A 13,586-nucleotide genomic window follows, 5' to 3' on the forward strand; every position below is an offset into this window, starting at 1 on the left:
ATTCATCGAAGAATGCGCTGCCCGAACCTGTTGCCGGGCAGTCACACCCGCGACGATGACGGATCATCATTGTCGGCGGCAGGGTCAACTGGTGTTGCAGGATCCGATGCCGGGACCGGTGGCCAGCCGGGCGAGAGCAGCCGACCAGCACTGGCCGCGACGGCGACCTGCGCGGCCGTCACCGCGCCGAGGACCGCGGACCTTCCGAAGCGAGCGGTGATCGCACCGTGTGCCGCGTGCACCGCGGCGAGGACGTCGCCCCACACCGACTCCGTTGTCCTCGGCACCGCCACATCCACACCCGTCGTGACCGCGACCGCGAGGAACCAACTACGCACCGCATCCGCTCGGGCCGCCTCCACCCGCAACCAGCCGCGGACCGTGGACCCCGGGATGCCCAATCGCTGCGCGATCGGGCGGTGCCCGTGACCGCGGGCCTTCGCCGCCAACGCCGCCCAGATCAACTCCGCGAGATACGCCCTGCGCAGCAACAACGTCACCGGCAGCAGGACGTGCGTCACCGCACACCCCCGGCACCGTGCCCGTCGCGGACGCACCGGCGCAGCCATTCCGGCCACCGGGCGGGGTCGGGCGAAACCCCAGCCCGCCAGCACTCCACCGGTGCAGGACGGGCAGGACATGTCCCCGCGCGACAGGCGGGACTCGACGCGGACAGGATCGACCTCTACCGTGACCATCAGTGCGCCTTTCGCACGACGCACGGTGCCCCCGTGAGCTCCGCCAAGAATTCAGCGGGGGCGCCGTGCACCCATCAGTTCCTCGTCACACTGATGGTGCAGACCACCAAGATCAACCCCACGCCGATCATTCCAATCAGATCGGCAACGTCATTGACGACCGCGGACCCGATCCTCGTCATCGCCAGAGACGCTCAACAACCGGCCCCACTCGCTGAGGGCGGTAGTGCGCCATGTCGTACGAAACACCGGCAGCAGCGACAGCCCGATGTACGGCCCGTTCCTGGAGGGCTCAAAGTATTGCCTTCCTTCGCCCCAACCACTCCTGACGTCAGCGGGTCCAGGCCAACGCTCGTCTCAGCACGGCACGGCACGGCCCGCATCGCGATGTCGGCTGAAGAAATGCCAGGGAATTGAGACAGATTGCGGTGGCCATACCTTGAGACCAATGATAATCCCGCAGGTCGCAGCTTCTCGAAATGTCATCGGCAGCGAGACCCTACAGTTCGAATCAGGGGACGCCGCAGGCGGTCCGGTAGCCGCCGGAGGCGGGTACCGCACGAACCGAATCACCCGATGCCGGCCGGTCGCGGCGGGTGACGCGCCGTCTGACGGCGATCTCGCGGTTCATGACCTGCTCGATCGAGGCACCAGGCACGCTAGTGTCGTACGCCATAAATTCGTGCTTTAAATTGATATCCTGAGGCATGCCTCGAACCGGACGCCCGAAGGCTGAGTTGATGTTGACCGATGACGAACGCGAACAACTCGTTCGATGGTCGCGGCGAGCGAAAACCCCACAGTCGTTGGCACTGAGGTCGCGGATCGTGTTGGCCTGCGCGGAGCCGGGGATGACAAACAAGCAAGTTGCGGCAGACCTAGGGATATCCGCCAATACGGTCAACAAATGGCGCGGGCGCTTCGTCGACCGACGCCTGGACGGCTTGGTCGATGAACCTCGACCGGGTCGTCCGCCCTCGATCTTGCTGGACCGGGTCGAAGACGTGGTTACCGCGACACTGGAAACCTCCCCGGCCAATGCGACGCACTGGTCGCGTACCTCGATGGCCAAGCGCACCGGCCTGTCACCGTCGACGATCGGCCGGATCTGGCGCAAGTTTGAACTCAAACCGCATCTGACCGACGGTTTCAAGCTGTCCACGGATCCGCAGTTCGTGGACAAGGTCGTCGATGTTGTTGGTCTCTACCATAATCCGCCTGAGCGTGCCGTCGTCCTGTGTGTGGACGAGAAGAGCCAGATGCAGGCCTTGAACCGTTCCCAGCCGGTGCTGCCGATGATGCCCGGCATGCCGGAACGGCGCAGTCATGACTACGTCCGCAGCGGCGTCACCAGCCTGTTCGCGGCGTTCAACATCGCCGACGGCACGGTGATCTCCGAGCTTCATCGACGTCACCGGGCCGTGGAGTTCAAGAAGTTCCTCACCGCGATCGACAAGGCCGTCCCCGAGGAGTTGGACGTGCATCTTGTCTGCGACAACCTGGCCACCCACAAGACGCCGGCAGTGGGCGACTGGTTGGCCAAGCACCCACGTTTTCACGTCCACTTCACCCCGACCGGGTCCTCGTGGATCAATCAGGTCGAGCGATGGTTCGCATTCCTGACCGATCAGCTGCTCCGCCGTGGTGTACACAAAAGCGTTGCAGCACTGGAGAAAGACGTTCGCAACTGGGTCAAAACCTGGAACGACGACCCGAAGCCGTTCGTCTGGCACAAGACCGCCGAGGAGCTCCTCGATTCCCTCGCTAAATATATCTCACGAATTTCTGACGCGGGACACTAGACCGCGCGTTCTCCCCTGTCTGTTTCTCGCAGGGTTACGCGAGCGAGCATCTGTTCCATCTGCGGCCACCCGAACCGCAGGTCGGTGGCGATCATCCCTGCACGGGTGTCGAGATCCGGTTCGAACGCGGCGAAGACGACCCGAGCGGCTGGGGCGAGCACCGTGTGCTCGACAGCCTCCACGGTGTCGCGCGACCAGCGGTCCTCGTCGGCGGTGGTGTCGGGTTCGCCGAACAGCTCGGTCAGCCGGTGGCGGGCGTAACCGGCGTGTGCGAGGTCAGTTGCGGTGTAGAACTCGGTCATAGCTCCCCCTGTGCGTGCGGACGTGACGATTTCGGGACCGGACGATGCGTGACGGGCACAAAGATCGTGTCGACGCCGGACATGATGAGTGCTCCGGCCTGCTGCCAGCCGTGCTCGGTCAGCACGCGGGTGGCCTCGGTGATGCGGACCGTGCCTGGCTCGAGCGGCAAGGTAGCGATGACGTCGCCGTCCTGGGTATGGACCTCGATCGGCCCCTGATGGAACCCGAAGGTGACGTACGGTCTGCCGTCGGCGAGGTGGTCGAGGCCCTGTTCGGAGAGTTTGCCCCGGCTGCGACGCTCCCAGTGGTTGCGCACCATCCACCCGAGCAGGACTCCCAGTGCGGCAACGTTCAGGCCCCGGAGAATCCATTCGCCCATCAGGTCAGCTCCTTTGTTTTGGCAGTCCGGCGACGCTGATTGCCCTTCCAGTCGGGTGGCGACGTTCCAGCGTGTCATCATGCCCTGTTCTTCGCAGCCTTCCTGCACGGCAGCCTTCGCTGCAGCAGTCTGCGTCTCGGCGCGGGCCTGCGCGAGCGGAGCCGTCCTGGATGCGTTCGAGTTCCTTCAACCGAGGGTGCAGGTCCAGGGCACAATCGCAGGTGTGAGTCGGTTGATCGCGCCGATGATCGCGACGGCCGGTCCGCCCCCGGGCGATGACCGTCCGTGGAGCTTCGAAATGAAGTACGACGGGTGCCGGTTGCTGGCTTCGGTCGGTGGCGGCCGGGAGCCGGTGCTGTGGACCCGCAATCTCAACGTCGTGACCGCCTCCTAGAGGTCGCCGAGGCCCTGTCGACGGCATTCGGCGGCGGCGGCCGCATCGTCCTCGACGGGGCGATCGTGGTCATGGACCGGGGCCGTCCGTCCTTCGGGCTCTTGCAGCGCAGACTCGGTGTGGCACACGCGACGAAGCCGCTTCAGCGGCGGATCCCCGTGACGTATCTGCCTTTTGACGCGCTCGTCCGAAACGGCGTGGAACTCCTGCGAGTGCCTTACCTGGATCGGCGGGCGGAGCTGGCCGAACTGGAATCGATCGTCGAGAAGATCGGCGGGCTCCCGATCGCAGTGCCGCCGCACTGGGAATCCCAGAATGGTCGCGTCATGCTGAATGCGGCCCGTTCGGCGCAGATGAAGGGAATCGTCGCCAAGCGGTCGAACTCGATTTACCTTCCGGGGCAACGGAATCGATCGTGGATCAAGACCGCGATCCGGACGAGGGGGACGGTGCTCGCGATCGGGTTCGTCGGCAGCAGCCGGTCGGTGGCCGCGCTGGTTCTCGGCGGCTATACCGCCGACGGGCGACTCGAGCAAGTCGGGCACGTCAGCAGCGGCCTGAGCGTCTCCGCGCGCCGCCAGCTCCGGGAGGAGTTCCGTTCGCTCGAACGCCCCACCAGCCCCCTCCCAGACGACCCGGCAGCGGCCCCGGACGGTGACGGCGATGTCCGCTGGCTGACTCCGGTCACGGTGGTCGAGGTCGATTTCCGCGAGCTCACCTCGCGTGGGCTCAGGCATCCCTCGTACAAGGGCAGACGCCTCGATATCGACCCCGCATCGGTCCGGGTCGAGGACCTGTAGAAATCAGAGGAAAGCCGCCGGCACCTTCCCCGGTGTCAGCGGCTCCTCATCCCCTACGTATCCGGGAACGCTACGCACTGTAGGTCTTACCCGGGGCGGGGGTGACAGTGACGCCATATCGCCTCTCGGCAAGTGGTCGCTCGAAGCGACTTTTCTGGTGTGGTACCCGGGGCATGCGCGCCACCGTCAGCCCCTTCAACAGCGGGAGGTGTGGTCGTATTCCAACCCCGATGAGGCGCGCCAGCGCGGGGGCCCGCGTGGGCTCACACGCTGGTCAGTGGGCTTCCTCGACCGTGATCGGCTTCAGCAGCTCGGCGCCGTTGTTGCGGACGTTGTTCACGGCCTTGGACACCGGGTAGGTCTGTAGGCTGCCCGGTGCCGGTGGTGCCATCAGGGATCGGGCGTGACGAGAACGCAGTGCGGCGCTGATTCAGGTGCCGAAACCGCGGCCCCGTTACGTTATTTACGGTCCTTCACAGAAGGGCTACGGTCGCCAGACCCGGTATGACTCCTTGCCCCTGTCTCACGCATGATCCGGGGGGTGGTGTCGCCGGGTGTGGTGGCGTCGACGGACCGCTGATAGGGACACGGCCAACCGAAGTTTGGGTAGGTCCCTTTGTAACGTGGGTGCCGGGCGTCGATGCCGGATCGGCGACCGACCGACCGGAGACACAAGGGGCGAACCCTGAATGGACTCGAACTATGCGGTGTACTGCGGCATCGACGTCGGCAAAGGTGAGCACCACGCCGTCGGACTGACCGCCGCCGGAAAGAAAATCTACGACAAGGCCCTGCCGAACGACGAAGCGAAGCTGCGGGCCAGCCACGGATCGGTGCTGGTGGTCGTCGACCAACCCAATACGATCGGCGCCCTGCCGGTCACCGTGGCCCGCGCCTGCAGCCACGAGGTCGGCTACCTGCCCGGACTGGCGATGCGCCGCATCGCCGACCTATACCCCGGACAAGCGAAAACAGACGCCCGAGACGCCTTCATCATTGCCGATACCGCCCGCACCATGCCGCACACCCTGCGCCGGGTCGACACCGGCGACGAGGCCCTCGCCGAGCTCGAGGTCCTCATCGGGTTCGACGACGACCTCGCCGGCGAGGCCACCCGGGTCAGCAACCGCATCCGCGGACTCCTCACCGGAATCCATCCAGCCCTCGAACGGGTCCTCGGCCCCCGCATCGCCCATCCGGCGGTCCTCGAGATCCTCTCCCGCTGCGGGGGACCGGCCGGAATCCGCAAGGCCGGCAAGCGCAAGCTCACCGCGATCGCGGTCAAACACGCGCCCCGCATGGGCACCCGACTCGTCGGCGAGATCCTTGCCGCCCTCGAAGAGCAGACCGTAATTGTCCCCGGCAGCACGGCCGCCGAGACCATCCTCCCCAAACTCGCCGACACCCTGAAAGAGACTCTCCAGCAACGGAAATCGGTCGCTGAGGACGTGGAGGGGGCCCTCGATGACCACCCTCTTTCCCGAGTCCTGACCTCGATGCCCGGCATCGGTTTCAGGACTGCAGCCCGGATCCTGATCGAGGTCGGCGACGGCTCCGCCTTCGCCTCCGCCGCCCACCTTGCCGCCTACGCAGGCATCGCACCGGTCACCCGCAAATCGGGCTCCTCGATCCGAGGCGAACACCCGGCCCGATCCGGCAACAAAAAGCTCAAACGAGCGCTGTTCCTCTCCGCGTTCTCCGCCCTCCACGACCCCACCAGTCGCGCCTACTACGACAAAAAGCGTGCCGAGAAGAAAAAACACAACGCGGCCCTGATCTGCCTCGCCCGACGCCGCTGCGACGTCCTCTACGCCATGCTGAAGAACAAGGAACTCTACCGGGCACCACTCCCCTCGGCGGCTTGACGGGAACCATAGGGACACCCCCCGGTTGCCGCCGTAGCTCCTCGATCGCCTGCTCCGCGGCGCGCAGCGCGGTGGTCAGCGCATCGACACGGTCGGCGGCCGATTGCCGGACCTCGGCCAGCTGTGCGGTGTGATCGGCGCGCACCTGGTCGCGGTCCGTACGGGCCTCTGCGCGCAGGTCGGCGAGTTCCCCGCGCAGACGGTCCACATGCTCGCGGCTGTCCTGCACAGCGGCCTGCGCTGCAGCGGTCTGCGTCTCGGCGCGGGTCTGAGCGAGCCGAGCCTCGGCCTCGGCGGCCGCGATCCTCCCCTCGGCGTCGGCCTGGATGCGCTCGAGTTCCGCGCGTGCCTCACGTTCCCGGTTCGCCGCGTCCTCCACGGCGGCAGCGGCCTCGGCCTGAATCCGCGCCAGCTCCGCGTAGGCGTCCTCCGCGGCCGCGTCGGCCTCCTCCCGTGCCTGCTGATATGCACTCGCGCGGGCCTCGGCCTCACGTCGGCGCCGTTCCTCCTCGCCCCGCAACCGTTCCGCTTCGGCCACTTTCGCGAGCGCCTCGGCGTGGGCCTGATCGACCTCGGCGGCGACCGCCTCGACATCGGTCACCGAGGCGATCGTCTCGGTCATCGTCTCAAGGAAACCGCGGAGCTCCGCCAGACGGGAGGGCAACTCCTCGAGCTGCACACCGAGGGTCGCCCGAGCCATCGACACCGGCGCCGTCACCCCACCCCCATATCCCGCACCGGTACGCGTTGGCGATCGAGCTCGGGCGGCCCCTCGAACCGGACGAGGTTGCGTTGCACGAAGTCTGCGACAACCCTATCTGTGTTCGGGCGACGTCGGAAGCGTTAGGTCGTCCGCACGTGGTGCTCGGAACGCAAGCACAAAATCTTGCCGGGATGGGTGCGAAGGGACGCGGCGGCGGTCGCGGGCAGACGTGGCGTTGGTACGGGCCCGATCGTGCGGCGCGCGCGGCGCGGTCGCGGGCGTTGCGGGAAGCGATTCGCGACGGGTGGGATGATGAGAAAGTGCGGTCGGCCTTGTTGCGGACTGACGTCCCGACCTTGTTCTGACAGAAACACGCCCGGTCGATGCCGGGAAGCGTTAGGTACGAAGGGGAGAGCATGAGCGAGGACAGAATAGCGGTGCAACGCTCGGCAGTTGAGTCCGCGTTGTATCAGGCCACCAAGCACATCTGGGCGGTGACGGACACCGATCTCGAGGCGATCGTCGCTGGCGAGCGTGTCGGACCGCTCGGTCATGCTGACACGACGGGCGTGGACGTCGCGTTTCCGAACCCGGACTCGCTGCGGGACTTGATCTAGACCGGAGCCCGCGCAACACGACGATGTTGCGCACTTCGCATGCGCTGAGGGTGTTCGGGCTCGATGCCCGAACACCCTCTACGATCACCGAGGGCGCACCCCCGAACCTAGGCCGTTCGGGGGCGCGCCCTTTGTTGTGCGTGTCAGTTGAACTCGACGCCCAACTTCTCCGCAATGTCGACGCCGATAGTCACGAGACGGGCGATTGCGTCGGGTCGGATGCCGTCCTGAATCGCAATTTCGAGCATGTCGAGCAACCCGGTGTGCGTTTCCGGCGCGGTCTCGGCGACGTCGCGGGCGGCGTCGAATGCGATGCCCGCTTCCGCGCCGCGACCGTCGAGGTACGCGAACATCCCGGTGATGGTGAGGGTCTGCACACGGGCGACGCCGCGTACCTGGTTCGCGACCAACAGCATCGCCGCGTGTGCGTCGGTGGCACCGTAATGGGCAAGGGAGAGCAACGCATCCCGCAACGCCGGGTTGATCGCGGCGAGCAAGCCGACGCGGGCTGCGAGATCGGCGCTCGGGGTCTCCCGGCCCTGCACGACGGCGGCCAGTTCGGTGATGGTGGTGCGGGGGAAGTCACCCAGGAGCCCCGCTGACCATCGGCTCCGGCGTCTCCGTCGGGCACAATGCCGTCCTGCACGGCTGCACCATCGGCGACGACGTCCTGGTCAGCATGGGCGCAATCGTAATGAACCACACCAAAATCGGACGAGGAGCAATCATCGCGGCCGGTGCCCTGGTGCCCGAAGGCGTCGTCATCGAACCGAATTCACTCGTCGCGGGCATACCCGGCAAAGTTCGGCGCACATGCACTCCGGACGAACTCGAGCAGATACGACACAACGCCGACAACTACGTCAAGAGATTGGCCTACTACGCCACGAAATCCTGAAACGGACCGTTTCAGCGTAGTCGCGCTCAGTGAGAGTCAGGCAAGTTCGCAGCCGACGGTGCGACTCGCCGCCAACTCGCGTCGACACAACACGCCCACTTTCTAGGGGACGTTCGCCTCTGACCATCACGAACGACGATCTGCCCGTCCGCGAGCTGAACGGCGCTGATCGCCTCGAGCACTCCGTGGTCGCGGATGGATTCCACGAAATCGGGCGTCTCGGACAGGGCGACCCGGTCGCGGACGTTGGCGCCGATGTCGAGAGCGTGCGGGTCGAGACGGACGAACATTTCGCCGTCGATGATCTCGGCGATGGGGCCGTTCTGAATTGCAGTCATGCTGGTCTCTCTCCTAGGATTCGGATCCAAGACACCGGGCAGGTACCAACTGCCCGGTGTCTTGTGTTTTCCGGTCGAAATGTCTCAGCTAGCCGGTCGCGGACCTGTCGTGTGCGGGAAAACCGGTCACCCTTCTCCACGTGGTTCCCTTGTGGAGGTAGTACTCCAAGATGTGGAGATCACGCAGTTCCGCTGCGAGGGCCTCGCACCCCAGCGCTTCCAGCAACGTGACGTAACGGTCGACGTGGCGGCAGTCGAGAAGAGCGATTTGCCGGACCACCGACTTGTCCGCGAAGACTTCTTCCGCGAACCCGTCTGCGGCCTCGCAGATAGCCAGGATGTCGTACACCTTGTGCGCCTTTCGTTCGGTGAGTGGTGCCTGAGCCAGTTCGGCACGGGCGACATCGGGAGCACTGGTGATGACTCCGTTGACGATGAAATCCGCTGTGCTGCTCACAGTTACCTCCAATTGGGATCAGGACACCTGCCGCGCCCTGATCGTTCTTTTTGCCTTGCTGGCAAGGAGATCGGAAGGCCAGCAAGTCAAAAGAACGATGTTCTTCTTCAACAGAGCGGAGCGAAGCGGAGCATCCTCTTGAAGGACACCGAAGGTGGCCAGGCCGCCGGGCAGGCGGATCCCCAACTGATAGACGACTACGTGCGAACGGGAGACTGGTTCACCCCAGACCTCGAGGGTCTCGAACTCTCGGCCAAATCTCACTGGAGATGACCACTCGGCGGACAGAAGCCAGTGGGCGAGCGTCGGCGAGCAGTACGCCCACTCCCCCGCAAGGTGCGACCGTTCTGGACCGGGCTGCGGGCGGCAGGATCAGCGCGGTGGTGTTCGTTCGTCGCAGCGGACGCGAAACCTGGATGATGGGTCCGTGACTGATGCAGAGCGCTTCATAGTGGCTGGCCGTGACCTAGACTGATGTTGCCGCCATCGCTCGCCCCGGAGTCAGGCTCGTGAACTGTGGGCCTTCTGGATACGAGGGGTGAACGTGGATGCGAAATCTGCGTAGAGTCGACTTCAGCCGATATTTCCCGATTCGTCAGTGATACGGAGAAGCCATGTTCAACATTGTGGCACCCACATCGGAATGGCTTGGAAATGCTGCCGTCGATGGTCCGCCGGCGACCGTAACGGCAAGCGCCAGTGATGTTGGTTCGTTCACGGTACAAATCACCAGCCCGAGCGGCGAGTTAGTCCGCCTGGATTTCGATGCCACCGGAACGTACAGCTTGTCTACCGTGCGGGAAACGAATTGGAAGGTGGCATCCATTCGAATTCGTACGGATGGTCGATCACCGAATGTCGTTGTCGACCTTCGGTCGGCGCGCTCGCTTGACGACGGAAGCATCGAGGGCCGGTCGGTGAGCACCTTCGGTCCGCGGCGTCGCCTTGTCCGCGACATCGGCATCACACCCGAGGGAAGCTGGAAGTCGCGGTATCAAGATGTCCGTCGAAGTGGAGTCCGAATCGTCGGGGAAGCTTCGGGTGAGGTCGGCTCAAGCGGTAACTCGCAAATGACCCGCTGTCGCCTTGATCCTCAGGGCGGCGAGGTTTGGACGTTATCGGCAACAACCGGCGTGGATGACCGGGGGTCCACCGAACGCGGCGCAAATGCACACCGAGGTTTCGCGAAACTGACCAGATCGCAGGTTGACTTCACCGCTGGCGGGCACGGAACATCGCGTGTCCTCTCGTATACCGACGAGGCGGACAAGAGGAAACAGTCTCAGTGGCGCTTTGTTCCCGCTGCCCCCGGATCCCACGCGAGCGAGACGACGACGGTTGCACCGGATGGAACGAAGACGGTGACAACGGTGACTACCTTCGACAACGGCGGTCATAAGAGTGAGTCCACAATTACGTCCCCGCCAAAGATGACTCCCGGCGGCGGGACATCCACAGACAGCACCTCGCACACGACGGAGAGGGCGCCCTCCGGAGCAGTAGCCACCTCGTCTCATCATGAGCACAAGGAATTCGGGGGCGGCAAAGTGATCACTACATGGGAGACGACCACCACCGATTCGAACGGAAAACAAACTACGCAACGGGGCGTAGACGTCCTCTCGGGTGAGACCCGGCACGGTGTCAGGAGCACGACCGTAATCACTACGCACCCAGATGGCTCGACGACCATCGTGACGAAAACTGGCGATGCCACGACCGGTCGCGGTAGAACGCACACGACTGTCATCAACAAGAACGGCAAAGTGGTCAGCGACGAGACGGTCGACGATGGCGACGACGGTGATGACGGTGATGACGGTGATGATGGCGACGGCGATGACGGCGATGACGGCGGTGACGGCGACGATGGCGACGATGGCGACGATGGCGACGATGGCGGTGACGTGGACGACAGCGCCACCGATGAGCCGGGGGACGACGGAATGGGTTGGGATGGTAGCGATGAAGGGCCACCCTCGATCGTTCCCCGGCACAAATCTCTCATCGATATTGTGAACGACCCGCTGGGGCCCTCAGCGGACGAAAACGACGACCCTCTTGCCGGGCGCATTGCCGAAGCCCTGAAACACGGTGCTCTCGTCATACCAAATGCCGCGGACACTGGGTGGGGCGAGGACTCGGGTAGCGAATCACCGCCGGAATTGAAACCACTGTCACGTGGAGCGATCTTTATCCCTGTCCGAACGCCGACCGAAGACTGGGGAAATTGGAACGATCCACGAGTTCACATCGCGTATGCAGCACAGCTCCTCGAGAGCGTCGTTCACTCTGGTCAAACCGACTTGCTGGCCGCATCGCGGGCCGTCGACGTTCTACAGGGCACAGCCGCCCTCGTGGCGATGGCCTTCCGAACATCGCAGTGAGTGTCGGCGACGGTTTCGCGTCTCAGGTTCCGTGAACAACGAGCACGAGCCCTCCATCGTCGTCTCGCCGGATTCGAGCACGCACGATATAGGCCTAGAGACCTTCATAACCACATGGTTCGAAGACCTACGCTCGGGTGGCGGTGAGAGGCGTGATCTCATCGACAACATCGAAAACATGGAGATGTTTTTCCTCATGGCGAACATTGCTCGCCGTGCTGCCCAACCTGACGCTTCGGATGAGGAACTTCTCCTATTCTCTGCTCTTGCCGTGGCACGGGAATACTTCCGGGAGGAACGAATGGAGCCCGTCATAGCTGGATGGGGCGGTAGGTGGAAGTACGTCTGCGACGCCTTTGATCACCTGCATGAAGTAGGCAATGAGGAAGCCGCCCTCATACTCGTCAAGTCAGTGCTGCGCGGTATGCAGACACAGTCAGAGGAAGTAGAACAGTTTCTCCGGAGCGTCTGGTCAAACAAGGAACGGGCGAAGGTGCGGCGCATGAACGCTATATCGCTAAGATCAAGCAGCGAGAGTTGCGGGCCGCTAGGTTGCTAGACCCTACTGTTGACGTAGATGCAGTGATGCTCTCCATGCCGCCTAATGAGCGCGATGCCGACAGACCAATGTGAGTCGGTCGCGCACTTCGTCGATCGGGCCTTCAGCTACTAGCTCGGTACGACGACAACTTCCGGTCGACGTGCTCAGGAGCTCGGGGAAGGTGGTTCGCTGATGGCGTCGGCCGTGACGATCATGTCGAGTTCGAGGCTGTTGCTGCCCGCGGCGTCGGTGACGTACACGGTGATCGCCGCACACCATTGCCCGTCGAAAATTTGGAACCAGTGCGTTTGCAGCGCCGGTAGCAGACCGGACAGGCAGACCGCTGAGCTCTTCACCCGCATGCTGACGTAGTCGGCGCGGGCCGCTCCGCCGCGCCCCAGCGGCAGCGCCTTGCCGATGTCCACCCGGACCGGGCGCGGCGGGTCGAAGGTCCTGATGACCGGGTGCTGTGGCCATCGTTCGGTCCAGCCGTCGGTGTTCATCACAGCGCAGCCCGCAATCGGGTGGGGCCGGTGGCCTGGGTTTCGGGGACGGTGCGCCAGGCCACCGACCCGGCGTCACTGCGGATCTCCACACGGAGGGTGCGCCGTTGAAATCCCTTGCCGGCGGCCGCCACATCGAGGTGCACCCCGGTGACCCGGCCGTACTTGTCGCCGAGACCGGTGTATCCGGCGACGCGGGAGTCGATGCGCAGATCCACCCCGTCCCAGCGCCCCTCGGCCACCAGCAGGACGGCGCCCTTCGACCGTGCCCGCGCCACCACCGCCCGGGCCCGCGACGGCGGCACGGCCACGCCCGCCAGCCCGAGAATCACCAGGTCAATGCCGTCGAGCAGGATCGCCGCGACTTCTCTAGGGGTACAAGCCTGTGTCGCTGGTTCTTGAACAAAACCACGCAGGTCAGCGTCCTCGGACGAGAACCTAACAGATTGCAGCAGGTGTGGCACAGGCGAAATGCGACACAGCGGCAGGCGACGTTTTCGGCCACCCACCATCGCGATCTCGAATCAAGCTGTCATTTGGAGAGCGCTGGTGACGTCCGGCAAAAGTCGGTGTTCCGCTACTGAGCCGTGTTCGAGCCTGCTCGTGACGAATGTCGAGCCGACGGCGGGGCATGGAGCCTGCGCATGATGACGCAGGTGTCGAACAAACTGACGCGGTCGTAGGTGGTGGGCCGACCCAACCATCACCGTCCCCGTGAGCATCGCTCGCTAGCAGTCCCGAAGCGACAACAGAACCTCGAATCCACACTGACCCAGCGCTGCAATGACGTAAAGCGACAGAATCGCCCATGCAATTCCCGTTTCGCCGACACGCCGAGACTCGCTCGGTTACCTATGCGGTCAGCTATGGGTCGAACCTACTGCTCAGACGGGTGACAAAT

At 64.4% G+C, this 13,586-nt stretch carries 16 protein-coding genes and 1 pseudogene; 9 read left to right on the forward strand and 8 right to left on the reverse strand.

The window, feature by feature from the left end:
- Window positions 1–41: 41 nt before the first annotated feature.
- Window positions 42–698 carry a hypothetical protein gene (locus RHA1_RS43355; protein ID WP_011600391.1) on the reverse strand — a complete coding sequence of 219 codons (657 nt, stop codon included), beginning with the start codon at window positions 696–698 and terminating at the stop codon, window positions 42–44.
- A gap of 707 nt (window positions 699–1,405) precedes the next feature.
- Between RHA1_RS43355 and RHA1_RS43360 the strand changes: the two genes are divergently transcribed.
- Window positions 1,406–2,500 carry an IS630 family transposase gene (locus tag RHA1_RS43360; RefSeq protein WP_011600393.1) on the forward strand — a complete coding sequence of 365 codons (1,095 nt, stop codon included), beginning with the start codon at window positions 1,406–1,408 and terminating at the stop codon, window positions 2,498–2,500.
- On the opposite strand, the gene RHA1_RS43365 is transcribed toward RHA1_RS43360, so the two are convergent.
- Window positions 2,497–2,802 carry a hypothetical protein gene (locus RHA1_RS43365; protein WP_011600394.1) on the reverse strand — a complete coding sequence of 102 codons (306 nt, stop codon included), beginning with the start codon at window positions 2,800–2,802 and terminating at the stop codon, window positions 2,497–2,499. The genes RHA1_RS43360 and RHA1_RS43365 overlap by 4 nt on opposite strands.
- Window positions 2,799–3,182 (reverse strand): hypothetical protein, encoded by a 384-nt coding sequence (locus RHA1_RS43370; RefSeq protein ID WP_041813734.1) that lies wholly within the window; start codon window positions 3,180–3,182, stop codon window positions 2,799–2,801. Before RHA1_RS43370 ends, RHA1_RS43365 begins: the two co-directional genes overlap by 4 nt.
- Before the next feature lie 223 nt (window positions 3,183–3,405).
- Between RHA1_RS43370 and RHA1_RS53435 the strand changes: the two genes are divergently transcribed.
- The 5 genes from RHA1_RS53435 to RHA1_RS45280 all read left to right on the forward strand — a co-directional run bounded on the left by RHA1_RS53435 (window position 3,406) and on the right by RHA1_RS45280 (window position 7,561).
- Entirely contained in the window at window positions 3,406–3,576 is a 171-nt protein-coding gene (locus RHA1_RS53435) for a DNA ligase-like domain-containing protein (protein ID WP_337505509.1), read from the forward strand.
- Complete coding sequence (locus RHA1_RS43375) at window positions 3,540–4,376, forward strand: ATP dependent DNA ligase (protein ID WP_011600396.1); 837 nt, start codon at window positions 3,540–3,542, stop codon at window positions 4,374–4,376. The genes RHA1_RS53435 and RHA1_RS43375 overlap by 37 nt, the downstream gene beginning before the upstream one ends.
- Before the next feature lie 689 nt (window positions 4,377–5,065).
- A complete protein-coding gene (locus RHA1_RS43380) occupies window positions 5,066–6,241 on the forward strand; it encodes an IS110-like element ISRhosp8 family transposase (protein WP_011600398.1) in 1,176 nt (391 codons plus the stop codon).
- Window positions 6,242–6,344: 103 nt separating this feature from the next.
- On the forward strand, window positions 6,345–7,088 hold the full coding sequence (locus RHA1_RS51120) for a hypothetical protein (protein ID WP_050787704.1): 744 nt from the start codon (window positions 6,345–6,347) through the stop codon (window positions 7,086–7,088).
- Window positions 7,089–7,360: 272 nt separating this feature from the next.
- Window positions 7,361–7,561, forward strand: coding sequence for a hypothetical protein (locus tag RHA1_RS45280; RefSeq protein WP_050787705.1), 201 nt, complete (start codon window positions 7,361–7,363; stop codon window positions 7,559–7,561).
- 143 nt (window positions 7,562–7,704) lie between these two features.
- Here RHA1_RS45280 and RHA1_RS43395 read toward each other — a convergent pair whose 3' ends face one another.
- Window positions 7,705–8,151, reverse strand: coding sequence for a DUF4192 family protein (locus RHA1_RS43395; RefSeq protein ID WP_237727145.1), 447 nt, complete (start codon window positions 8,149–8,151; stop codon window positions 7,705–7,707).
- Here RHA1_RS43395 and RHA1_RS43400 point away from each other — a divergent pair.
- Window positions 8,148–8,459 (forward strand): annotated as a pseudogene (locus tag RHA1_RS43400) (gamma carbonic anhydrase family protein); the annotation flags it as partial. The gene RHA1_RS43395 and the pseudogene RHA1_RS43400 overlap by 4 nt on opposite strands.
- A gap of 26 nt (window positions 8,460–8,485) precedes the next feature.
- On the opposite strand, the gene RHA1_RS43405 reads toward RHA1_RS43400, so the two are convergent.
- Both RHA1_RS43405 and RHA1_RS43410 read right to left on the reverse strand, forming a co-directional pair.
- Window positions 8,486–8,797: a ParB/RepB/Spo0J family partition protein gene (locus RHA1_RS43405; protein WP_011600403.1), complete on the reverse strand. Its 312-nt coding sequence runs from the start codon at window positions 8,795–8,797 to the stop codon at window positions 8,486–8,488.
- 88 nt (window positions 8,798–8,885) lie between these two features.
- Entirely contained in the window at window positions 8,886–9,254 is a 369-nt protein-coding gene (locus RHA1_RS43410) for a hypothetical protein (RefSeq protein ID WP_011600404.1), read from the reverse strand.
- A 614-nt stretch (window positions 9,255–9,868) separates the two neighbouring features.
- Between RHA1_RS43410 and RHA1_RS51275 the strand changes: the two genes are divergently transcribed.
- Both RHA1_RS51275 and RHA1_RS43425 read left to right on the forward strand, forming a co-directional pair.
- Window positions 9,869–11,641 carry a hypothetical protein gene (locus RHA1_RS51275; protein ID WP_193384963.1) on the forward strand — a complete coding sequence of 591 codons (1,773 nt, stop codon included), beginning with the start codon at window positions 9,869–9,871 and terminating at the stop codon, window positions 11,639–11,641.
- A gap of 31 nt (window positions 11,642–11,672) precedes the next feature.
- Entirely contained in the window at window positions 11,673–12,200 is a 528-nt protein-coding gene (locus tag RHA1_RS43425; RefSeq protein WP_011600406.1) for a hypothetical protein, read from the forward strand.
- A 146-nt stretch (window positions 12,201–12,346) separates the two neighbouring features.
- Here the strand turns inward: RHA1_RS43425 and RHA1_RS43430 are convergent, their stop codons facing one another.
- Together RHA1_RS43430 and imuA' are read right to left on the reverse strand one after the other, a co-directional pair.
- Window positions 12,347–12,685, reverse strand: a complete 339-nt coding sequence (locus RHA1_RS43430; RefSeq protein WP_011600407.1) for a hypothetical protein — start codon at window positions 12,683–12,685, stop codon at window positions 12,347–12,349.
- Window positions 12,685–13,197 (reverse strand): DnaE2-dependent mutagenesis accessory factor ImuA', encoded by a 513-nt coding sequence (imuA', locus tag RHA1_RS43435; protein WP_011600408.1) that lies wholly within the window; start codon window positions 13,195–13,197, stop codon window positions 12,685–12,687. The genes RHA1_RS43430 and imuA' overlap by 1 nt, the downstream gene beginning before the upstream one ends.
- Between the last annotated feature and the right edge of the window lie 389 nt (window positions 13,198–13,586).

It is taken from the genome of Rhodococcus jostii RHA1, from assembly GCF_000014565.1.
Lineage (GTDB): Bacteria > Actinomycetota > Actinomycetes > Mycobacteriales > Mycobacteriaceae > Rhodococcus_F > Rhodococcus_F jostii_A.

Coding starts and splice junctions, on each gene's coding strand:
- RHA1_RS51275 (WP_193384963.1), top strand. CDS start 9,869: ATGTTCAACATTGTGGCACCCACATCGGAATGGCTTGGAAATGCTGCC.
- RHA1_RS43365 (WP_011600394.1), bottom strand. CDS start 2,802: ATGACCGAGTTCTACACCGCAACTGACCTCGCACACGCCGGTTACGCC.
- RHA1_RS43355 (WP_011600391.1), bottom strand. CDS start 698: ATGGTCACGGTAGAGGTCGATCCTGTCCGCGTCGAGTCCCGCCTGTCG.
- RHA1_RS43360 (WP_011600393.1), top strand. CDS start 1,406: ATGCCTCGAACCGGACGCCCGAAGGCTGAGTTGATGTTGACCGATGAC.
- RHA1_RS43380 (WP_011600398.1), top strand. CDS start 5,066: ATGGACTCGAACTATGCGGTGTACTGCGGCATCGACGTCGGCAAAGGT.
- imuA' (WP_011600408.1), bottom strand. CDS start 13,197: ATGGTGGGTGGCCGAAAACGTCGCCTGCCGCTGTGTCGCATTTCGCCT.
- RHA1_RS43405 (WP_011600403.1), bottom strand. CDS start 8,797: ATGACTGCAATTCAGAACGGCCCCATCGCCGAGATCATCGACGGCGAA.
- RHA1_RS43430 (WP_011600407.1), bottom strand. CDS start 12,685: ATGAACACCGACGGCTGGACCGAACGATGGCCACAGCACCCGGTCATC.
- RHA1_RS43370 (WP_041813734.1), bottom strand. CDS start 3,182: ATGGGCGAATGGATTCTCCGGGGCCTGAACGTTGCCGCACTGGGAGTC.
- RHA1_RS45280 (WP_050787705.1), top strand. CDS start 7,361: ATGAGCGAGGACAGAATAGCGGTGCAACGCTCGGCAGTTGAGTCCGCG.